22 protein-coding genes are annotated in these 20,970 nt (G+C 63.7%); 8 read left to right on the top strand and 14 right to left on the bottom strand.

The features are described 5' to 3' along the window. Positions 1–107: 107 nt before the first annotated feature. A complete protein-coding gene (locus FGL95_RS10775; protein WP_169586436.1) occupies positions 108–1,493 on the bottom strand; it encodes a cytochrome P450 in 1,386 nt (461 codons plus the stop codon). A gap of 140 nt (positions 1,494–1,633) precedes the next feature. On the opposite strand from FGL95_RS10775, the gene FGL95_RS10770 reads away from it, so the two are divergent. Then, the gene (locus FGL95_RS10770) at positions 1,634–3,850 is read left to right on the top strand and encodes an MMPL family transporter (protein ID WP_169586434.1); all 2,217 of its coding nucleotides are present in this window, start codon (positions 1,634–1,636) and stop codon (positions 3,848–3,850) included. Here the strand turns inward: FGL95_RS10770 and FGL95_RS10765 are convergent. Together FGL95_RS10765 and FGL95_RS10760 are read right to left on the bottom strand one after the other, a co-directional pair. Then, positions 3,794–4,273, bottom strand: coding sequence for a sugar O-acetyltransferase (locus FGL95_RS10765; RefSeq protein WP_169586432.1), 480 nt, complete (start codon positions 4,271–4,273; stop codon positions 3,794–3,796). The genes FGL95_RS10770 and FGL95_RS10765 overlap by 57 nt on opposite strands. 95 nt (positions 4,274–4,368) lie before the next feature. After that, the gene (locus FGL95_RS10760; protein WP_169586430.1) at positions 4,369–4,929 is read right to left on the bottom strand and encodes an NAD(P)H oxidoreductase; all 561 of its coding nucleotides are present in this window, start codon (positions 4,927–4,929) and stop codon (positions 4,369–4,371) included. An 81-nt stretch (positions 4,930–5,010) separates the two neighbouring features. Between FGL95_RS10760 and FGL95_RS10755 the strand changes: the two genes are divergently transcribed. Then, on the top strand, positions 5,011–5,442 hold the full coding sequence (locus FGL95_RS10755; protein ID WP_169586428.1) for a MarR family winged helix-turn-helix transcriptional regulator: 432 nt from the start codon (positions 5,011–5,013) through the stop codon (positions 5,440–5,442). A 9-nt stretch (positions 5,443–5,451) separates the two neighbouring features. Here the strand turns inward: FGL95_RS10755 and FGL95_RS10750 are convergent, their stop codons facing one another. After that, positions 5,452–5,778 carry a MerR family transcriptional regulator gene (locus tag FGL95_RS10750; protein ID WP_169586426.1) on the bottom strand — a complete coding sequence of 109 codons (327 nt, stop codon included), beginning with the start codon at positions 5,776–5,778 and terminating at the stop codon, positions 5,452–5,454. Positions 5,779–5,911: 133 nt separating this feature from the next. Here FGL95_RS10750 and FGL95_RS10745 point away from each other — a divergent pair, with 133 nt between their 5' ends. Next, the gene (locus FGL95_RS10745; RefSeq protein ID WP_169586424.1) at positions 5,912–6,331 is read left to right on the top strand and encodes an Hsp20/alpha crystallin family protein; all 420 of its coding nucleotides are present in this window, start codon (positions 5,912–5,914) and stop codon (positions 6,329–6,331) included. A 19-nt stretch (positions 6,332–6,350) separates the two neighbouring features. Here FGL95_RS10745 and FGL95_RS10740 read toward each other — a convergent pair whose 3' ends face one another. Genes FGL95_RS10740 through FGL95_RS10725 form a run of 4 tightly spaced genes read right to left on the bottom strand, consistent with a single transcriptional unit; the run spans position 6,351 to position 10,445 of the window. Beyond that, the gene (locus tag FGL95_RS10740; protein WP_169586422.1) at positions 6,351–7,832 is read right to left on the bottom strand and encodes a cryptochrome/photolyase family protein; all 1,482 of its coding nucleotides are present in this window, start codon (positions 7,830–7,832) and stop codon (positions 6,351–6,353) included. A 12-nt stretch (positions 7,833–7,844) separates the two neighbouring features. Then, positions 7,845–8,060, bottom strand: coding sequence for a hypervirulence associated TUDOR domain-containing protein (locus FGL95_RS10735; RefSeq protein WP_169586420.1), 216 nt, complete (start codon positions 8,058–8,060; stop codon positions 7,845–7,847). Then, positions 8,053–8,943 carry an alpha/beta fold hydrolase gene (locus tag FGL95_RS10730; RefSeq protein ID WP_169586418.1) on the bottom strand — a complete coding sequence of 297 codons (891 nt, stop codon included), beginning with the start codon at positions 8,941–8,943 and terminating at the stop codon, positions 8,053–8,055. Before FGL95_RS10730 ends, FGL95_RS10735 begins: the two co-directional genes overlap by 8 nt. A gap of 23 nt (positions 8,944–8,966) precedes the next feature. Beyond that, a complete protein-coding gene (locus FGL95_RS10725; protein WP_169586416.1) occupies positions 8,967–10,445 on the bottom strand; it encodes an NAD(P)-binding domain-containing protein in 1,479 nt (492 codons plus the stop codon). A 188-nt stretch (positions 10,446–10,633) separates the two neighbouring features. On the opposite strand from FGL95_RS10725, the gene FGL95_RS10720 reads away from it, so the two are divergent. Both FGL95_RS10720 and FGL95_RS10715 read left to right on the top strand, forming a co-directional pair. Beyond that, positions 10,634–11,968: a lipase family protein gene (locus FGL95_RS10720; RefSeq protein WP_169586414.1), complete on the top strand. Its 1,335-nt coding sequence runs from the start codon at positions 10,634–10,636 to the stop codon at positions 11,966–11,968. Positions 11,969–11,987: 19 nt separating this feature from the next. Next, complete coding sequence (locus FGL95_RS10715) at positions 11,988–12,782, top strand: PIG-L family deacetylase (protein WP_169586412.1); 795 nt, start codon at positions 11,988–11,990, stop codon at positions 12,780–12,782. Between the two features lie 6 nt (positions 12,783–12,788). On the opposite strand, the gene FGL95_RS10710 is transcribed toward FGL95_RS10715, so the two are convergent. Then, positions 12,789–13,448 carry an SDR family oxidoreductase gene (locus FGL95_RS10710; protein ID WP_169586410.1) on the bottom strand — a complete coding sequence of 220 codons (660 nt, stop codon included), beginning with the start codon at positions 13,446–13,448 and terminating at the stop codon, positions 12,789–12,791. A 10-nt stretch (positions 13,449–13,458) separates the two neighbouring features. Next, the gene (locus FGL95_RS10705; protein ID WP_169586408.1) at positions 13,459–14,049 is read right to left on the bottom strand and encodes a class I SAM-dependent methyltransferase; all 591 of its coding nucleotides are present in this window, start codon (positions 14,047–14,049) and stop codon (positions 13,459–13,461) included. 404 nt (positions 14,050–14,453) lie between these two features. Between FGL95_RS10705 and FGL95_RS10700 the strand changes: the two genes are divergently transcribed. The 3 genes from FGL95_RS10700 to FGL95_RS10690 are packed head-to-tail and all read left to right on the top strand — an operon-like array spanning position 14,454 to position 16,525. Further along, positions 14,454–14,951 (top strand): pyridoxamine 5'-phosphate oxidase family protein, encoded by a 498-nt coding sequence (locus FGL95_RS10700; RefSeq protein ID WP_169586406.1) that lies wholly within the window; start codon positions 14,454–14,456, stop codon positions 14,949–14,951. An 18-nt stretch (positions 14,952–14,969) separates the two neighbouring features. Next, entirely contained in the window at positions 14,970–15,377 is a 408-nt protein-coding gene (locus FGL95_RS10695) for a YciI family protein (RefSeq protein WP_169586404.1), read from the top strand. Further along, positions 15,374–16,525, top strand: a complete 1,152-nt coding sequence (locus tag FGL95_RS10690; RefSeq protein WP_169586402.1) for an RNA polymerase sigma factor — start codon at positions 15,374–15,376, stop codon at positions 16,523–16,525. The genes FGL95_RS10695 and FGL95_RS10690 overlap by 4 nt, the downstream gene beginning before the upstream one ends. Here FGL95_RS10690 and FGL95_RS10685 read toward each other — a convergent pair. The 4 genes from FGL95_RS10685 to FGL95_RS10670 form a co-directional block, all read right to left on the bottom strand. Beyond that, the gene (locus tag FGL95_RS10685; RefSeq protein ID WP_169586400.1) at positions 16,502–16,951 is read right to left on the bottom strand and encodes an SRPBCC family protein; all 450 of its coding nucleotides are present in this window, start codon (positions 16,949–16,951) and stop codon (positions 16,502–16,504) included. The two genes, FGL95_RS10690 and FGL95_RS10685, sit on opposite strands and share 24 nt — an antisense overlap. Before the next feature lie 17 nt (positions 16,952–16,968). After that, positions 16,969–19,158 (bottom strand): catalase/peroxidase HPI, encoded by a 2,190-nt coding sequence (gene katG, locus FGL95_RS10680; protein WP_206071789.1) that lies wholly within the window; start codon positions 19,156–19,158, stop codon positions 16,969–16,971. 69 nt (positions 19,159–19,227) lie between these two features. Beyond that, positions 19,228–19,632, bottom strand: a complete 405-nt coding sequence (locus FGL95_RS10675) for a Fur family transcriptional regulator (RefSeq protein WP_206071788.1) — start codon at positions 19,630–19,632, stop codon at positions 19,228–19,230. A 465-nt stretch (positions 19,633–20,097) separates the two neighbouring features. Beyond that, complete coding sequence (locus tag FGL95_RS10670) at positions 20,098–20,946, bottom strand: class I SAM-dependent methyltransferase (protein ID WP_169586394.1); 849 nt, start codon at positions 20,944–20,946, stop codon at positions 20,098–20,100. Positions 20,947–20,970: the final 24 nt, after the last annotated feature.

Genomic DNA, 20,970 nt, shown 5'->3' with positions numbered 1-20,970 from the left:
CCCTCGTGAGTCTTTTAGGAGTCCCTGGACTCCTAATAGACTCACGAGGGTGGGCAAGTCACTATCGGAATAATAGCGTTATCGAGATCGACATGCAGAACGCGACGTCAGGCGAGGCGGTTCGTCACCTGCACTCGCGCGCCATGCTTCGGGACGACAGTGATGTGGTGCATACGCTGCTTTTCGACGTCACCGACGGTCCGCAACTCGACCTGACGGAGCACGGTGCGCACGACCGTTTCCATCTCGGTCTGCGCGAACAGCGCACCGAGACACCGGCGAGTTCCGCCGCCGAACGGTATCCACGCGTGCGATGGGACGTCGCTGTCCTCCCACCGTTCGGGACGGAATTCGGCGGCGTCGGAACCCCAGATGCGAGGGTCCGTCTGCAAGCCCGCGATCGACGGCAGGACGAACTGCCCCGCCGGCAAAGAGAACCCGCCGAGTTGCATCGGTTCCATCAGGCGTCTGGCGACGTTGTAGATGACCGGACGCACCCGCAAAGCCTCCTTGACGACGGCAGTGCGGTAAGGGTCTTTATCGTCGTCCAACCCCGGGCGCAAGCGGTCGAGGACCTCGGGGTGCCGCAAGATGAGCTCGAAGGTCCACGCCAGCCCGACCGCGGTGGTCTCGTGGCCGGCAGCGAGCATCGTGACGAGTTCGTCCCGCACGATCGCCGGGTCGGCATCGCCGTCGACGAGCATCGACAGCACATCGGGTCGCGATGCGCGGTCGGGATCATTTCGGCGTCGCTCGATCTCCTCGTACAGCAGCTCATCCGCGTAGTCGAGCTGGCGGATCACGTTGCGCCACGGCCAATACCGATGCAGCCCAGGTGCTACCCACATCAACATGTCGCTGATGCCCAGGCTGAGCACCCCGCGCAGCGCGTCGCCCAGCCGTTTCGCCCGAGCGGGGTCGTCGACGCCCATCACAACGCGCACGATGATATCGAGCGTGAGCGCCTGGGTCCGTTCGAGTAGCGGAAAGTCTTGGCCGACAGGCCAAGTCGCGACTTCGCGAGCGGTCGCCTCTTCCATCAACGACACGACGCGCGCGATCCGGGCGCCGTGGAACGGTGGCAGCAGACGCTTGCGCGCCGGCTGATGCTCTGGCGCGTCGAGGGTGAGGACGGAGTTGTTACCGACGAGCGGTCGCAGCAGCGAGTTGCCCTCACCGGCGTGCACGATGTCGGGACTGGTTCGGAAGATCTCGCGAATCGCGTCGGCGTCGCGGGTGACCACCAGCCGACCCACCGGCGCCGAGTTCAACGTGAAGGTGTCACCGAACTTCTCGTGCATCCTCGGCAAGTAATGCGGCCGGTATCCCCATACGAGCACGGTCTGCAGCAGGCCCGGGGTGCGCGGACCGGGTGGGAGTTCGATCGGCGTGACCGGAACATGCGAGTGATCGAGCGGTGCCGCGGTCTTCCAGCCGTAGAGCCGATCGCGGGTGGACGGAGTCTGATCGCGTACCTCGGATGTTGTCGCCATCACACAATCTTCGGCCAACTCGCGCCGTTTGGAATCCACCCACGGTCGGAGATTCGACGCCGCGACATGCGAAAACGACGACGGAAACAGCGCACGCCGGGCTAGATTCCCTACGTCGACGCAGGGTAAGGAGCGGGACTGTGGCCAGTTTTCTTTACCGGTTGGGGAATGTGATCGTCCGTCGCCGATGGCTCGTGGCCGCGGTGTGGATCCTCATCTTGGCGGGCGTCGGAATATCGTCGGTGGCTTTCAATGGGCCGGTGAGCAATTCGTTCACCATCCCGGGCACGGAGTCCCAGCGCGCAATCGATCTTCTCTCGGAGAAGTTCCCTGGTACAGGTGGTGCGAGCGCGCGGGTCGTGGTCGCAGCGCCGCCGGGGCACACGTTAGAGGAGGAGCAGTACCGCGAGGTCGGGCTGCGAGCGTTGGACCAGGTGCGTACGGCACCGCAGGTAATTGCGGTCACCGGCTTCGATCAGGGCACCCTGAGCCCTGACAAGCGAATCCTGTTCGGCGACATCAAATATGCGGTCACCGTCGACAAGATCAGTGACGAAGCCAAGGCAGCGCTCCAGAAGGCGGCCGACCCGGCTCGGAAAGCAGGATTGCAAGTCGAGTTCTCCGGCGGTGTCATCTCCACCACGGAAGCGGCGGGCCATAGCAGCGAGGTGTACGGCATCGTCATCGCCTTCGTCGTCCTCGCAATCACTTTCGGTGCACTCGTCGCCGCAGGTATGCCGCTGTTGACGGCGGTCATCGGCGTCGGGATCGGATTGCTCGGCATTCAGGCATTGTCCGGAGTTGTCGAAGTCAATTCGACGACACCCACGCTGGCCCTCATGCTCGGACTGGCTGTCGGCATCGATTACGCGCTGTTCATCATTTCTCGCCACCGACAACAGTTGCACGACGGCATGCCGGTGAAGGAGTCGATCGCGACGGCGATCGCCACCGCTGGAGGTGCCGTGGTTTTCGCGGGCCTTACCGTCGTGATCGCCTTGGCAGGCTTGGCTGTCGTCGGAATCCCGTTCCTCACAGCAATGGGCGTCGCCGCCGCGGCGACCGTCGCAGTCGCTGTCCTCATTTCCATCACCCTCGTTCCGGCGCTGTTGGCGTTGCTCGGCGAGCGGATCAACGGCGGACGAATCGGACCGCTGGCGCGCAGGCAGGAGAGCCGAGAGCCAGGCACGGGTTTCGGACGACGTTGGTCGCAGCTGGTCACCGCGAAACCCATTGTCACAGTGTTGCTTTGCATTGTCGGCGTGGGAGTGCTGGCCTACCCCGCCCTGGACCTCGAACTCGGCCTTCCGGACGACGGCGCCAAGTCGACCGATACCACCGAGCGTCGCGCGTACGACTTGCTGTCGGAAGGTTTCGGTCCGGGGTTCAACGGTCCGCTCACTTTGGTCGTCTACTGGCCAGGCCACACCGACGTCGCCCAAGTCACCCAGCAGGGTATCGACCAGGGCGGCAAGAACATTCCCGGCGTTGCCTCGATTTCACCCCCGATTCCGAACCAGACCGGCGACGTCGCAATCGTGTCGGTCGTGCCCAATTCGGCGCCGTCGAGCGAAGCGACGCGGGACCTCGTCCACCTACTTCGAGAGGTCGGCGATCAGGCCAAGGCGCTAGGCGCAGAGGTCTATGTGACCGGTCCGACGGCGTCGAACATCGACGTTTCCGAGAAACTCGGTTCTGCATTGCCGGTGTTCCTGGTGTTGATCGTCGGCCTTGCGTTGGTGCTGCTGACCCTTGTGTTCAGGTCGATCCTGGTTCCGGTCAAGGCGATAGTCGGCTTCCTGTTGTCGATCGGTGGCTCGATGGGGCTCACGGTCGGGGTCTTTCAGTGGGGGCATCTCGGCAGCATCTTCAACGTGGAGACGCCTGGCCCCATCGTGAGCTTCCTTCCTGTGCTGCTCGTCGGCATCTTGTTCGGGCTCGCGATGGACTACGAGGTATTCCTCGTCACGCGAATACGTGAGGAGTACATCCACACCAACGACCCGGCCCTCTCGATCGAGCTCGGAATGGGACACACCGCGCGCGTCGTCACCGCCGCTGCGCTGATCATGATTGCGGTGTTCGGGTCGTTTATCTTCGGGGACGACGCGGTGATCAAGTCCATCGGCCTGGCCCTCGCGGTCGGCGTGGCGATCGACGCCTTCGTCGTTCGCATGACACTAGTTCCGGCTGTGCTCAAGCTTCTCAACCACGCTGCTTGGTGGCTGCCCGCCTGGCTCCAACGCGTTCTCCCCGACCTCGACATCGAAGGCAGCAAACTCGTCGCCGCGACCGAGGCATCAGGTGACGTCTCTGCCGATGCTACGGACAACCTGAGCGGGCACCCCGACAGCTAGCACCGCGCGCGGAACGTCGCGGGTAACGATTGCCCCGGCTCCGATGACGGAGTCGGCACCGATCGTGACTCCTTGCAAAACCATTGCGCCTGCACCGATCCACACGTTGCGCTCGATTCGGATCGGGGCTGCCGTGACTCCATTGCGGCGCTCCGCCGGGTCGACGGGATGTCCCGACGTGATCAACCGAACGCCGGGACCGATCATGACGTCGTCGCCGATCTCGATTCCACCGAGGTCGTCGAGCCGGCAGCCCTGGTTGATGAAGACATTGCGGCCGAGCCGGATGTTGACGCCGTGGTCCGAATAGACCGGCGGAATGAGATGAAACGTCGGGTCGACGGGCTGACCGGTCAGCTCGCTCCACGCCGCCCGGATCGCGTCCTTGTCGTCGTACGAGAAGGAATTGAGTCGCTCGGTCATTCGAATCGCGCGTTCCACGCGTTCACGGAAACCTGGGCCCCGGTGCCTGTCTGCTTCGGTCGAGATGCGTTCGGCCACAAGGCAGAATACCCAGGCTAAGCCGCGATTGTCGTCGACGACACCGCTTCGTAGATGCTCGTCAGGCGTGGCTCGGCGAGGGTGTCGTACACCAGGTGGACCGTCGCGTCGGTGATCCCACAGAATTCCGAGATGCCCACGCGCAGTTGCAGGTCGAGAATCTTGTCGAAGCCGTACTTCGCGAAATAGCCCGCGGGGCCACCTGCCAGCCCGAGCCACAGCATCCGTTTGCCATGGAGTGTGGACGGCTCGTAGGCGAATCCCCGATTCCACACCCGATCCACCCAGCCCTTGGCCATCGCAGGTAAGCCGAACCACCAGACCGGGAAGACCACGACGATCACATCGGCTGCGGCGACCCGCGCCATGTGGCTTCGAACCTCAGCCGAGTACTCCTTTGCAGAGTCGGCCCAGTCGGGTTCGTCGTCGGGCAGCAGCGAAGGGTCGAAGCCCTCGGCATAGAGATCGAGGTAGTCAACGGTGTGGCCGTCGGCGACCAATTTGTCGCGTGCCCGTGCGGAGCTGGCGGCGGTCAACGAGTTGGAACGGGGATGGACCGAGACGACGAGTGCGTGCATGGCGCCTTCCTTACATACTTGAGTGAATCAAGCATCACGCTTCCACAAATGCTTGAGTGAATCAAGTGTTAGAATTTGGTCATGGCCGTACCTTCCGGTCCCGTCTCGGCGTCGTCCGATGCCGAACGCGCGATGTTCGACTTCGTCGATGCCTACGACCGCGCGTACGAGATCGCGGCCGAACAGCACGGGATGAGCGTCGCGCAGGCCTGCGTGCTGGGCAGAATCTCCAGTCCGCGCGGAATGCGTGAGCTGGCAGACGAACTCGGCTGCGACGCGTCCAACATCACGCAGATCGTCACCCGGCTCGAAGCGAGGGATCTGGTGGAGCGGCATGCCAATCCCGCGGACCGTCGATCCCGCCAGCTCACCCGGACCCCCGCAGGCGACAGCCTCAACTCCGCCTTCGAGAAGACCTTCGAATTCGCCCGGGCAGCCGCAGCCAACCTCAGTCTCGACGAGCAGGCCCAACTCGCCGAACTCCTTCGCAAGGCGCTCGGCCGACCGATGTAGGCCCTCGCTCTACCGGGCTCGGCCGATGTCGTCTCCCAGGTCGAGAAGTCGACGACGAAGATCGGCGTTGTCAGCCTCCAGGGCCAAGATGCGGCCGATCCCAGCAAGATTGACTCCCGCGGCGAGGATGGTCGCGATCCGCCGGATGCGGTCGATATCGTCGCTGCTGTAGCGCCGGGTGCCGCCTGCGGTGCGGTCTGGTGTCAGCAGGCCGTGTTCTTCGTAGAGCCGAAGCGATTGCGCCCCGACGCCGGACAACTGCGCGGCCACCGAGATCCCATACACACCCAGCTGCGGCGACGGCAAACCGTTCGGCCCGTTGGGCTCCTGCACCATTTCGAACCTCCGGAGAAATTACTTCCACATGCTCTTGCATCAATATAGCGGACAGTGGTACAACAAATCTATGCCAGTTAACAGAGATAACTGGTTACCCACAGACAAGATTGGAGTAGTGGAGGTGGCGACGATGCTGATGCGTACCGATCCATTCCGTGACCTCGACCGCCTGACCCAGCAGGTGTTCGGCACTTCGGCACGGCCGGCGGTAATGCCGATGGACGCGTGGCGCGAGGGTGACGAGTTCGTGGTCGAGTTCGACCTACCGGGGATGAAACCGGATTCCCTCGATCTCGACATCGAACGCAATGTGATCACGGTCCGGGCGGAACGTCCTGACCTGGACACCAACCGTGACATGCTGGCCGCCGAACGTCCACGCGGCGTGTTCAGCCGCCAGCTGTTCCTCGGCGAGAACCTCGACACCGACCGCATCGAGGCCGACTACACCGACGGCGTCCTCCGGCTACGAATTCCGGTGGCAGAGAAGGCAAAGCCTCGAAAGATCGAGATCGCACACCGCAACGGTCAGCAGTCGATCGACGCCTGAGCCAGGCGATTCAGACCGATCACGGCGCGTCGTCGCCCAGCTCCCGCTGCTGGGCGACGACGTCGTCGAGGTCAGCGAGTCGATTCAATCCCGCCAGTGGCTGCCGCATCCGGTGATTGTTCTTCAGGCGGTCCTGATTACGCGCCAGAAAGGACCAATAGCCACCGGTGAAGGGGCACGCATCCTCGCCGACTCGGCGGGTGGGCTTGTAGCGACAGTCACCGCAGTAGTCGCTCATTCGGTTGATGTACGCACCACCGGATGCGTACGGCTTGGTGGCAATCAGGCCGCCGTCCGCGTGCTGTGACATCCCCACGACGTTGCCGACCATCACCCAGTCGTAGCCGTCGACAAAGCTACGGTGAAACCAGTCGGTCATGGCCGCCGGTTGCCAACCTCGTTGCAGCGCATAGTTCGACAGCACCATCAGCCGCGGAATGTGGTGCACCCAACCATGGTCACGCACTCGCGCCAGAACATCTTTCAGGCATCTCGCCTGGACGGCGTCGGCGTCCAGGTCGGTAAACCATTGCGGCAGTGGGCGATGCGCGGCGAGCGCGTTCCGATTGCGATACTCGTCGCCGTGATGCCAGTAGGTGTGCCAGATATAGTCGCGCCACCCGATGAGCTGCCGGATGTACCCTTCGACGCTGGCCAGCGGGGCATTCCCCGTCCGATAAGCATCTTCGGCGGCATAGGCACATTCCAGCGGATCCAGCAGTCCCAGGTTCATCGGAGCCGACAACCCGCTGTGCGACATCCACCGATCCCCTGCAAGCATCGCGTCTTCGGTCGGCCCGAACTGCGCTAGCCGGTGCTGCAAGAAATGCTGTAGCGCGGCTTGGGCTTCGGTGCGAGTGGCCGCGAACTCACGCGGACCGTCGCGTCCGACGAACGAGGCATCGCCGTCACGTTCCCACTGATCGAGATCGGCGCGGACCCGCTCGTCGATCTCGTCCTCGTCCGGCAACCACGGACCGGTTACGTCGAGTCGACCGCTCTTCGGCGGTGGTTCGCGATTCTCGGCGTCGAAGTTCCAGCGATTGCCGGTCGGTTCCTTGCCGTCCATCAGCAGGTCGAACCGCCGCCGAGCGTCGCGATAGAACTGCTCGAGCAGCAGTCCGCGTTGCGACTGCGCCCACCGCTCGAACGTCTCCCTATCGGTCGCGAACCCCCGAGCGGGCAGCACCTCGACAGACGGCAGCTTTCGTACAAAGTCGTCGGCGACCCGCGACGTCGGCTGACACACACTGAACGTCCCAGGCACTTCTGCCAAAGCTTGCTGATACGTGCGTGTTTGGAGGAATATCGCTTGCTCACCGAGTTCGGCCGCCCGGTGACGAAGCGCTGACAAGACCAAGTGTGCTTTGCGGCGGTGGAATCTGCGGCGACCGAACACCGCCCGCGCCTCGATCAGCAGAACGGGCTGATCCTCGGAGTCCAGGAAATGCGGACCCAACTGGTCAGCGAAACACCAACGCCGATCCGCACCCTTGGACATGTCGGAGCCTGGTCAGTCTTTCGGAGTCAGAGCGTCGGGCTTGTGCACCGCGTCCTTGCCGCTTTTGTCGCTGCGCACCTTGTACTGCGGTTCGTCCTTCGACGCTCGGACTTGCCGACCGGCGGCCTCGGTGTCGCTAGTGATCTTCTTTTCCACTTCACCCTCGGTGGTGGTGCCGTGGGTCTTCCATTCGACCTTGTCGCCCTTGCTGAACTCAGGATCACTCATGGACTGGGGGTACCCCCGAGACTCGATCGGAACCATCTACGCGAGCGGCGATGATGTCGGCGAGCTCGGCAGGACGCTCTTCCGGTATCCAGTGCGTCGCGTCCAGGATTTCCAATCGATAAGGTCCCGTTGCGTATTCGGCGGTCAGGTCGGCACCTTTGCGCACCAGTGCGCTGTCGCGAGTACTCCATACATGGGTCGTCGGAGCACTGACCGTCTTCGCGGCCCCACCAGGGGTTGTGATCAGCATCGCTCGGTACCAGTTGAGGGCGTACTTCAGCGCACCGCTCTGGACGACATCACGATTTATACGATCGAACTGCTCGCCGTCGAGCTGCGACATTTCCAATGCGCGGCGTCGCACGTCGGGCCGGGCAGTCGCCGCGAACGCACGGGATATCACCACCTCGGGAATCCACGGCACCTGGAACAGGGCCATGTAGAACGATCGCGCGGCCTGGCTGCTCGTCACCATGGACCGCATGAACGCCATTGGATGTGGTGCCGATACCGAGGTCAACGTGCGGACCAAGTTGGGATGCCTTGTCGCCGTGGACCACGCGACCGCCGATCCCCAGTCGTGGCCGACGAGGTGCACAGGGCCAGCGCCGATGGCGGCGATCAGTGCCGTCGCATCGCCGACCAGAGCGCTCATCCGGTACGCGTAACGACCGCGTGGCCGGGCACCCGGCGAGTAGCCGCGCTGAGTGGGGGCGATTGTGCGGTAGCCGCGGTCGTGCAGAAACGGTGCAACGCGGGACCATTCCAGAGCAGTCTGCGGGAAGCCGTGCAACAGCACGACGGGTGTGCCGTCGAGCGGTCCGTCGTCGATGACGTCGAAGGTATGCCCGTCGTTCGTGTACGTCGAAATACGTTCAGCCATCTGCTGATTCCCTCCCCCAACCGCTACGCGCGCACGTAGCCTTTCGCCGCCGATCGCATAGCGAACTTCGCCTCGACGATGGTCTCCGGCCGCAGGTATGGGGCGTCGCCATGCTTGTTGAGGTAGTAGGTGTTCGAGTTGTTGCACGACGGGCTCATGAACACAGTGTTCTCGACGCGCTTGCGCATCTTCTTGACGAACTTTGCGGTGGCGGCGGAGTCCGCCTCGATCCGCGTCACGCCGTCCGCGTCGGCTTGCGCGATCATGTCGACAGCGTGCGAGACACAGATGTCGATAGTGTCGAACCAGGAGAAGCCGATGACGCCGTACGGTCCGGGGGCGAGGAAGAAGTTCGGGAATCCGGGCACAGCAACGCCCTCGTAGGACGCCAGCCGCTGCTCGTCCCACTGCGACTCCAGGTCAACGCCGTCGACGCCCGCAATCCGGTAGCTCAGCCCGAAGATCTTGAAACCGGTCGCCAAGATGATGGTGTCGAGCTCGACCTCGTTGCCGTCCACGGTCCGGATCCCCTTCGAGGTGATCCGCTCGATGCCGGTGGTCTCCAATGTCACGTTGTCGCGTTCGAAGGTCGAGAAGTACGTGTTCGACATCGATGGTCGCTTGCAGCCGAAACCGTAAGTCGGGGTGAGCTTCTCACGGAGCGCTGGGTCCTTGACCTGAGATTTCAGGAACGCCGTCGCGAGCTGTGCGACCCCCTTGGTCACGAACGGCAGCCGCTTGTTGTGGGTGACAGCGACGGTTTCGGCGGCCGCAGTGGTGGACGAGACGATGTTGCGCACGATCTTCTGCGACAACGGCAGGGTCTCGAACACCTTCTGCAGAGCGCCGGGGACGGCGAAGTTCACTTTCGGCATCACCCAGATCGGCGTGCGCTGGTATACGGTCAGATGGGCCGTCTCGGGTGCGATCGTCGGAATGACCTGCAGCGCAGAAGCGCCCGTGCCGATGACTGCGACGCGCTTGCCTGCGACCGAGTACGAATGGTCCCAGCGCTGGGTCGCCATCATCTTGCCTTCGAAGTCGTCCAACCCCGGAATGTCCGGGCGCGACGGGATGCTGAGCGCACCGTGGCAGGAGATGACGAAGCGCGACACGAATTGGGTGCCGTCTTCTGCGGTGACGGTCCATTCTCGTGTGGCTTCGTCGTAGGCAGCGGAGACGACTTCGGTGCCGAACCGGATCTTCGGTCGCAGTTCGAAGCGGTCGGCAATGTCGCGCGCGTAGGCGAAGAGTTCGCTGCCGGGGGCAAAGGCAGAGGACCACTTGGCATTCGGCAGATGACCATACGAGTAATGGACGGCGGGGATGTCCGCCTCGACGCCCGGGTAGGTGTTCTCGCGCCAGGTCCCGCCGACCTCGTCGCCTCGGTCGAGAAGGACGAAATCGTCGATTCCCTTGGCGGCGAGCTTGATTCCCGCTCCAAGCCCTCCGAAACCTGCGCCGATGATGACAACGTGGTGGCGTTCCGGTGTAGGCGTCACAGCAAATCCTCGTCTTCGAGTTCGAGCGGCCGTTCGGTGCCCACCGTGGACCGTACTCGCAGTAACGGACACTTGCGGCCAAGACCCCGACTTCCGACGGCACACGCCGATATCGCAGAACCTGTTCCAAATGGCTGCAAAATGTGAGACTCTTGCGTCTCACATCCAGCAACGAAGTGGACGGATAGATGGTCAGGTCAACGTTTCGGCTGTTAGTGGTGCTTCTCGGAGTGATATCCGTGTCGTCGGTGGGCGTCGGAGCCGCTTCCGCCGATCCGACTTTTCCGCCGATCTTCCCGCCGGATCAGAACCAGTTACCGCAGTTGCCGTCGGAGCCGCAGCTCTACGACTTACTTCCGATCCCGACGCCCGACAACGACCCCTGGTACGACGATCCGGCCGACCTCGACTCGTTCCAGCCCGGCCAAATCGTGCGTTCCCGCGAGGTGCAGACCCGACTGCTCGGCATTCCTGTTCCCGTCTACACCAAACAGTTGCTGTACCGGTCGAACGACGTCTACGACAATCCGATCGTCACGGCCACGACCGTCATCGTTCCCGGCATTCCATGGATAGGCAGTCCACGACCGGTGGTGTCGTTCCAAGAGGCGATCGACTCGACCGACTCGTCGTGCAATCCGTCCCACACGCTCCAGGTCGGCACGATGAAAGAATCAGCGCTGCTGCAGCTTTGGCTTGCCGAAGGGTTCGCCATCAACATCCCGGACTTCGACGGCAAGTTCAACACGTTCAACACCTTCGACGAAGGCAAGATGGTTCTCGACAGCCTTCGGGCGGTCAAGTCCGACAACACGTTGGGCTTCGAGAAATCCGGCATAGCGCTCTACGGCTACTCCGGCGGTGGCTCCGGCTCGATCCGTGCGGCGGAACTCCGCCAAACGTATGCACCAGACGTCGCGATCTTGGGAACTGCCTTCGGCGGCACACCAGGCAGCCTGACCGCCGTGGCGGAATACGCGCTCAAAGCGCAGCCTGGCGTCACTGGCATCGGCAACTTCACCATGTGGCTCGGGTTCGCCGCGCTCGCACGCGAGTATCCCGACGTGTTCGATCCGAAGGAACTGCTGACGCCCGAAGGTCAAGGGCTCCTCGCCGATTTCCAGCGCCGCTGCGTTCTGACGACTGCACCCAGTGGCATGTACCGGCCGCTCAGCGCCTATTTCCAGCCCGGAAAGTCACTTGCGACGACACCCGCAGCGGTCAAAGTGCTCGAGGACAACAGCCTCGGTAAACACATCCCGGACACACCGCTGCTGTGGTTTCACAGCTTCTGGGACGAACTCATCCCACCGTCGGTTGTGCTGCCGACCGTTCAGTCGTACTGGGATCGCGGCGCTGACCTGCGTTTCTACACAATGCCGCTACCGGAACACGTCGTGACCGCAGGCGCAGGCTGGCCCCCGGCAGTTGCGTGGATCAGCGCCGTCCTCCGTGGTTTGCCGCCGGGTCCGAAGTTCAAAGCCGATTTCACAGTCATGCCACCCGGCTGTCCTGGCGGCTGATCTGGGGCAGGATGGACTCATGACGACAATCGTCTTCCTGCACGCCCATCCCGACGACGAAAGTTCGCAGACCTCAGGGTCGATGGCCCGCGCCAGCAAAGAGGGACATCGCGTTGTGGTCGTCTATGCGACGAACGGCGATCACGGCGAAGTACCTGACGATCTCGCGCCGGGCGAGACGCTGATCGACCGCCGTCGCAAGGAAGCCGACGCATCTGCGGCCGCAACTGGTACCCAGCGAGTCGCGTGGTTGGACTATGCCGATTCCGGCATGACCGGCTGGGAGCAGAACAACGATCCCGGGTCGTTCCTTCAGGCCGACCTCGACGAGGCTGCCTTACGTCTGGTCCGCATCCTCGACGAGGAGGATGCCGACGTCTTGATCGGATACGACTGGCACGGTGGGTACGGCCACCCCGATCACATCAAGGTCCACCACGTCGCACATCGCGCTGCCGAGCTTGCCGCACGTCGGCCAAGACTGCTCGAATCGACCATGAATCGAGACCGTCTGCGGCAGTTTCGAGAACTCGCACTCGCCGCCGGCATGGAGCAAGAATTCGACCCGGACGCCCCGATGGACGACGGCAACCCGCTGGGTTCACCGGAAGCCGACATTCATTGGCAAGCCGACGTCTCCGACTTCGTCGCTGCGCGACGAGCATCGATGCAAGCGCACGCCAGCCAAGTGACCGACATCGGCACCTTCATGGCGATGCCGCCGGAAGTGTTTGCCGCCATCTTCTCGGCAGAGTTCTACATCGAGCCGGGTCGGCCACCAGGCATGGTCGAGCGCTGGTTCCTCGACGTCTGACGCGTGTCAGGCCCGCGTCAATGCACGTACGGCAGCTGGGATTTCGGATTCGCCACTGATCAGTTCCACGGTCTGACCAATGCCGGCCGTGGTGGTCAGCAATTCCGCGATGACCGCTGCTACGTCCCCGCGCGGGATGTCCGCTCGCGGAACCGACGGCGCCAGAAGGACATGTCCCGTCGCCGGATCGTCGGTCAGTCTTCCTGGCCGCAGGATCGTTGCATCCAAGTCGCGAGTTCGTAGATCGCGCTCGGCTGCCGCCTTGGCAGCCAGGTACGCGGCCCAGACCTCGTCGGTCCCCGGCTGCGGCGGTTCGTCGACGCCCATGGATGAGATTTGGACGAACCTGCGCACGCCGGACCGCTCAGCAGCCGCCGCCAGCGAGACCGCCGCACCCCGATCGACCGAATCCTTGCGCGCGATGCCGCTTCCCGGGCCTGCACCTGCCGCAAAGACGACGGCGTCCGCCCCTGTAACGACCGCATCGATCTCCGCACTGGACGCGTTCTCCAGGTCGCAGAGGACAGGGACCGCACCCACCGCCCGGATATCGTCCTCGTGCTGCGGATTGCGGATCAGCGAATCTGCCCGATGCCCGTTCCTCGACAACAGCTCGGCGAGCAGACGTGCGATTTTCCCATGGCCACCAGCGATAACTACATGCATCTTTTCAACACTAGGCTCGTTGAATCGTCGCGAGCCACGCCGGCGCTCCATCGGCATGGAACCGGGTGAGAATCCGGGTCGGCTCGATCGCGGCAATGCGCCAACCACTCGCCGCGTCGAAGGCCGCGGCCAGATCGTTCCGGCTGATCGGATGCGGACCTGTGTCGGGACCCTCGTCGCTGAAACACAACACGTAGACGGTCGCGCCCGGCTCGGTGACTGTCGCGAGACTGGCCGCATATCGCGAACGTTCGTCAGCGTCGAAGGTATGGAACAGTCCGGAATCCAACACGGTCTGGAAGGTGCGGCCCACACGATCGAGCGCGAAAGCGTCGGCAACAGCGAAATCGACCTCGAGGCCTCGAGCCTGTGCCCTTTCTCGTGCGATTGCTATCGCCGACTCGGCTACATCGAATCCGAAAACCGACAAGCCAAGTGCAGCAAGGTGAATCGCATTGTCGCCGGTACCGCAGCCTGCGTCGAGAACCGCTCCCGTGAATCCACCCTCGGCCGCCAGCCGCACTATCGCCTGCTGTGGCTGCTCCACATCCCACGGCGCCGGACCGTCTTGATACGACGCATCCCACGGCACCCCTGACATTCGTTCATGACTGGTTGGCTGGCGCGACTCCGACAATGTCGTCCCCTTCTGAAATCGACCGCTCATCGCGAGCCTAACGCTTCGCACGCGCAGCAAGCAGGGACAGCCGATTCGGCGATGCTACGTGCGAACGATCGGAGAACGGTGCGCTGCGCATAATGGCAGGCACGACTCGCCCCAAGTAATAGCGTGACGCATTCCGCCGCGCAGGTGACGACCGGCCGCGTTCGGCCTCACCCGGCGACGCAGTCGTTCGAAATCCCTCCGACTTCGGTGGCAGCATCTAACGCGTAGTTCGGTCTGAAATTCGCTGGGCAATGGTGTCGAGAACGGTCAGGCGGCTCCGTCCCAGGGGTACGAGCAGCCAGAACGGCCTCGGTACCACCGACGAAGGAGCGACCACGATGCATCAGAACGAGATCACCGAGATCCTTGACCGCCCGTTCAGCCAGGAACTCCTGGCACGCGACCTGCTCCGGATGGCCTACGTCGCGAAGGACGGAACGCCACGCAACATCCCGATCGGATTCGCCTGGAACGGCTCCGAGATCGTCGTCTGCACGTCGAAGAACGCCCCGAAGCTGCACTCGCTGCGGCACAATCCCGAGGTCGCGTTGACGATCGACACTGAGGTGCATCCGCCGAAGATGCTGCTCATCCGCGGTCGCGCGGAGCTGGATACCGTGGACGGCATCCCTGATGAATACCTGCAGATGAACGGCAGCTACCACATGACTCCGGAGCAGCGCGTCGAGTGGGAAGCCCAAGTCCGCTCCCTCTACGACGGCATGGTCAGGATTGTCATCACCCCCACTTGGGTAAAACTGATCGACTTCGAAACCACCTTGCCGTCAGCGGTCGAGGAACTGATCGCACAGCAAGCCGAGCGCCAGAGCGCCTGAACCAACGAGGAGACGACCATGGCCAAATACCTTCTGCTCAAGCACTACCGGGGCGCGCCTGCATCGGTGAACGACGTGCCGATGGACCAATGGACGCCGGACGAGGTGACCGCCCATGTGCAGTACATGCAAGATTTCGCAGCGAAGCTCGCGGCGACCGGCGAGTACGTCGAGGAACACGCGCTCTCTCCGCAGGGAACGTTCGTCCGCAACGACGGCGATGGACGCCCACCCGTCACCGACGGACCGTTCGCCGAGACCAAAGATCTGATCGCGGGGTGGATGGTCATCGACGTCGATACCTATGAGCGAGCGGTCGAGTTGGCCGGCGAGCTGTCCGCAGCTCCGGGTGCGGGTGGGAAGCCGGTCCAGGAGTGGCTCGAGCTTCGACCGTTCTACTCCGAATTGCCCTGCGTCACCGAATGAACGAGCTGGTTCGCGAACTCGTGCCCGCGGTGATCGGCATCCTCGTGCGACGCGGTGCCGACTTCGCAGCCGCCGAGGATGCGGTGCAGGAGGCCCTGATTCGAGCACTCGAAACATGGCCGGACGATCCACCGCGCGATGCCAAGGGTTGGCTCGTCGCCGTCGCCTGGCGCAAGTTCCTCGACGCGGCCCGATCCGAAACATCCAGGCGGGGCAGGGAACTCGCCGTCGAAGTCGAGCCGGAACCCGGACCGGTCCCTGCAACCGACGACTCGCTGTGGCTGTATTTCTTGTGCGCGCACCCGTCCCTGTCCCCGGGATCGGCCGTGGCATTGACGCTGCGTGCAGTCGGTGGCCTGACCACCCGGCAGATCGCCACGGCCTACCTCGTTCCCGAAGCGACTATGGCGCAACGGATCAGCCGCGCCAAGAGGAAGATCACCGGGTCGGCGCTCGACCAGCCCGGCGACCTCGCGACGGTGCTGCGCGTGCTCTACCTCGTCTTCAACGAGGGCTACAGCGGCGACATCGACTTGGCGGCGGAAGCGATTCGCCTGACACGACAGCTCGCCGCTGCGACCGACGAGCCGGAGGTCTCGGGACTGCTTGCGCTGATGCTGCTGCACCACGCTCGGCGGGCTTCACGCACCGGCGCGGCCGGCCGTCTCGTTCCGCTCGCCGAGCAGGACCGATCTCGTTGGGACACAGACCTTATCGCCGAAGGCGTGGCGATTCTTCAGTCCGCGTTGGCCGTTGATCGACTCGGCGAATACCAGGCCCAAGCCGCGATCGCGGCCTTGCATGCCGATGCCCGGAGTACGTCGGAAACGGACTGGGTGCAGATCGTGGAGTGGTACGACGAACTCCTACTGCTCACCGAAAGCCCGGTCGTGCGGCTGAACCGTGCCGTGGCGGTCGGCGAAGCTGACGGACCGCTTGCCGGACTCGCCGCGCTCGCCGAACTGGACCCGAATCTTCCCCGCTTCACAGCGGTCCGCGCGTATCTCCTCGAACGCTCCGGCAATCTGGCGCAAGCGGCCGACCTTTATGCCGAGGCCTCCCGTTCGGCCACCAATGTGCCTGAGCGCGACCACCTCACCCGCGAGGCAGCCCGGGTCCGGCAGCTACTGCTCGGCGACCGCGGCTAGCCGGTCGATGGACGAACGCAGTTTGTCGGCCGTGGTGGCGCGGGCTCGGATGAGGCGCTTCTCGTCGGTCAGGTTAGACCAGTCGTAAGAGTGGGTGACGCGAACGCGCGTGTCGCTCAGCGGCTCGAGATCCCACCGCCAGAGATGACCTGGGGGCTCGGCGCCGGGTTCGGCGGGCAGCCAGGCGATGCGGCGACCTTCTTCGAACTCCACGACGTGGTTTTCCCGCACGGCGCTGTTGGTGAGCGTCATGGCGAACACGTCACCCACACCGCGAACTCGTTGCCCGGCAGACGCTTCGGCCAGATTGTCGTTTCCGTCCCAGCGCGGTTGCTGCGCAGGATCGGCGATCAGCTCGAAAACCAGATCAGCGCCAGCCGCGATGTCGCGGCTGGCGCTGATCAGACGTTGCTCGTTATCGGTCATGCACCGATCGAACCAGATCAGGCCAGGTCGAACCGATCCAGGTTCGAAACCTTGGTCCATGCTGCGACGAAATCGTGCACGAACTTCTCCTTGGCGTCGTCGCTTGCGTAAACCTCTGCGAGTGCACGCAATTCGGAGTTCGAGCCGAAGACGAGGTCGACCCGGCTGCCGGTCCACTTGACCGCACCGCTGGCGTCACGCGCCTCGAACGTCTCGGACGAATCGTCCGTCGCGGTCCACGTGGTGCCCAGGTCGAGCAAGTTGACGAAGAAGTCGTTGGTCAACGACCCCGGAGTTTCCGTCAACACACCGAGTGCCGAATTGTCGAAGTTCGCACCGAGAACTCGCAGACCACCCACGAGAACCGTGGTCTCGGGAGCGCTCAGCGTGAGCAGGTTCGCGCGGTCGATGAGCAGGTACTCGGCTGGGAGTCGGTTGCCCTTGCCAAGGTAGTTGCGGAACCCGTCAGCGGCAGGCTCGAGTGCGGAGAAGGACTCCACATCGGTCTGCTCCTGCGTTGCATCCGTGCGTCCCGGGGTGAACGGAACCTCGACCTCCACGCCGGCAGCCTTGGCGGCCTGCTCGACGGCTGCGGCGCCACCGAGGACGACCAGATCGGCGAACGACACCTGCTTGCCACCCGCGGAGTTGAACGACGCCTGAATGCCTTCGAGCGCGCGAACAACCTGGGCGAGCTCGTCGGGATTGTTCACCTCCCAGCCGCTCTGCGGCTGCAGGCGAATGCGTCCACCGTTCGCGCCACCACGCTTGTCGCTGCCACGGAACGACGCGGACGCCGCCCACGCGGTCGAAACCAGTTGCGACACACTCAGACCCGAAGACAGGATCTGGCTCTTGAGAACCGCGATGTCTTCGGGTTCGATGACCTCGCCGGTCTGGGCGGGAACCGGGTCCTGCCACAGCAACGTCTCGGACGGAACCTCCGGACCGAGGTAACGAGCGATCGGTCCCATGTCGCGGTGGGTGAGTTTGAACCACGCGCGAGCGAAGGCGTCCGCGAACTCGGCCGGGTTCTCGTGGAAACGCCGCGAAATCGGCTCGTAGATCGGGTCGAAGCGCAGCGAAAGGTCCGTGGTCAACATCGTCGGATGAGTCTTCGAATCACCGAACGCCGTAGGCACCAGATCGGAGCCGGCGCCGTCCTTCGGCTTCCACTGGTTCGCGCCCGCCGGGCTCTTGAACAGCTCCCACTCGAAGCCGAACAGGATGTCGAAGAAGCTGTTGTCCCACGCGGTCGGGGTATCGGTCCAGATGCCTTCGAGCCCACTGGTGATCGCATCGGCGCCCTTGCCGGTGCCGAAGGAGCCCTTCCAGCCGAGACCCTGCTCTTCGAGGGGCGCGCCCTCGGGCTCAGGCCCGACGAACTGGTCCGGGTCAGCTGCACCGTGCGTCTTGCCGAAGGTGTGCCCACCGGCGATCAGCGCGACCGTCTCCTCGTCGTTCATGGCCATGCGGCGGAACGTCTCGCGAATGTCGACAGCAGCGGCTAGCGGATCCGGATTGCCGTTGGGGCCTTCAGGATTGACGTAGATCAAACCCATCTGGACTGCACCGAGCGGCTCTTCGAGCTCGCGGTTGCCGGTGTAGCGCTCGTCGCCGAGCCAGGTGGTCTCGGGGCCCCAGTAGACGTCCTCGTCCGGCTCCCACACGTCGGCGCGGCCACCAGCAAATCCGAAGGTCTTGAAACCCATGGTTTCGAGGGCGACGTTGCCGGTCAGGACCATCAAGTCGGCCCAGGAGAGCGCGCTGCCGTACTTCTTCTTCACCGGCCACAGCAGCCTGCGGGCCTTGTCGAGGTTGCCGTTGTCCGGCCAGCTGTTGAGGGGCGCGAAACGCTGCTGACCTGCGCCTGCACCGCCACGGCCGTCACTGATTCGGTAGGTGCCCGCGCTGTGCCACGCCATGCGGATCATGAACGGGCCGTAGTTGCCGAAGTCGGCCGGCCACCAGTCCTGCGAAGACGTCAGCACACCGGCGATGTCCTGCTTCACCGCTGCGAGGTCGAGGGTTTTGAATGCCGCCGCGTAATCGAACTCTTCACCGAGCGGATTGGCGACAGCCGGGTTCTTGGCGAGGATTTTCAGGTTGAGCCGGTCGGGCCACCAGCCACGATTTCCTCCACCCTGGGTGGGATACGGAGCTCGGCCGTGCGCAACCGGGCACTTGGCTTCGCTCTCCTCGTTCATCTCTCCAACAACGGCGTCAGGACTGTCAGACACAGGAAATCCTTCCGGGATCACGGGGGCTGTTTTCTCTTACGAACTGTTTGTGGACGAGCAATCGGGGCACAGGCCCCAATAGATGACTTCGGCTTCGTCGATCGTGAAGCCGCTGTCGTTGGATGCAGTCAGGCAAGGTGCATGCCCAACCGCGCAGTCGACATCGGCAATGACCCCACACGTACGGCATACAACGTGGTGGTGATTGTCCCCGACCCGCGACTCGTAACGAGCCGCCGAACCTGACGGTTGGATGCGCCGAATCAGGTGCGCAGCCGTCAATGCACGGAGTACGTCGTACACCGCCTGATGGGACACTTCGCCGAGATCGTCACGGACGACGCCGAGTATGTGGTCCGTATCGGCATGGGGATGACGGTGCACAGCACTCAGTACCGCCACCCGGGGACGGGTCACGCGCAAATCGGCCTCACGCAACATCTGCGGGAAGTCCGAACTCGTGGCCACGCCCAGTAGTCTCGTCCTTTTTCTGGAATCAGTCAAGAAAAGAGCTCAGATCGGCCGCAGCGCGTGCGGTTCGGCCGCCGAAGGGGTGGTTGCGCAAGCATCGCGCGAGTGGCGTGGCGAATATCCGCCCCTTCGACGCGTTCGCAGGCAAGTCACGTTGCGCGGTCGGTGGAAATGCAGGAAACCTCTCGGTATCCGAGTGGAATTCCACAGTCCTCGTCGGTGGTAGCGGCCTGGCGGGGTTCGACGGGCGACGGCGTGGTTGCGATCATCGAAAGTGGACTTGTTCAGCCTATTTCGCGACAAACAGGCTGAACAACCGCACTCTCGACGCCCAGCGCGTCGAGCGCATAGTTTTGGTCGTAAATCAGGCCGCCCCAGCCACCAAATCTATGCACTCGGCGGGCGGGCAGGGATGGCGCCCGTCGATAGCAACCCCTACCCCTCGCGGCGGGCGAAGTGGACTGTCTTGGCGGTGAGCAGGAAGAGGTCGGAGCGGCGGTCGATGCCTGCCGGGTCGGCGGGGTCGAGGAGGCGGTCGAGGGTGGCGAGGTCGTCGGGGTCGAGGAACTCGGCTAGCCCGGCGCGCTGACGTTCGACCGTGCGACGGATGAACTGGCGCGGACCGTCGGCCAACGGCGCAGCGTGATCGACCAGGAAAGTCCGACTGTGTGCATCGACCAGTCCGGCGGCACGGAGCATGGCGGGCCAGTCCTCTACCACTGCAACCGATCCCGGCAACTCGGCGCGCATCAGATCGAAACGTTCGTTCGTCGCGACATCGAGGCGATACTGCAGACCGGGTTTTCCGAAACCGATATCGCGCGGCAGCGAACGGACCGGCAGCCCGCCTTCGACGATGGCAAGGGTCCCGCCGGGCCGTAGAAGCGCGGCGAGATCTTTCAGCGCCCCGAGTTGGTCGCCGACGTGGTGGACCACCTGCGCGGACCAGACCAGGTCGGCAGCGGGCAGATTCTTCAGACCTTCCGGAAATTCGGCCTGCCGAGTTGTCACTCGAACACCGAGTCGCGCAGCCCGCTTCACGGCGCGCTCCAGCAACTCCGAAGACCCATCCACCGCAATCACCTCCGCGTCACCGAACTTCTCGGCAAGCTGGCACGCCGCCACTCCTGGACCACTTCCGATATCCAGGATCCGTTGCGGAGTCAGCTGACCGAGCTGATCGAGCGCCTGCGCCACGTACGGACTGAATGCAGCACCTTCGAGTTCGAGCGCGTCGGCCATCGCGGCCCAGTCGATGTCATGGTGCTGGTGTTGATGGTTCATGCCACACACGATGCCGCTCGCAAC

The organism is Antrihabitans stalactiti (genome assembly GCF_012932915.1).
Classification (GTDB): Bacteria; Actinomycetota; Actinomycetes; order Mycobacteriales; family Mycobacteriaceae; genus Antrihabitans; species Antrihabitans stalactiti.
This window is presented reverse-complemented; position numbering and strand designations above follow the sequence as displayed.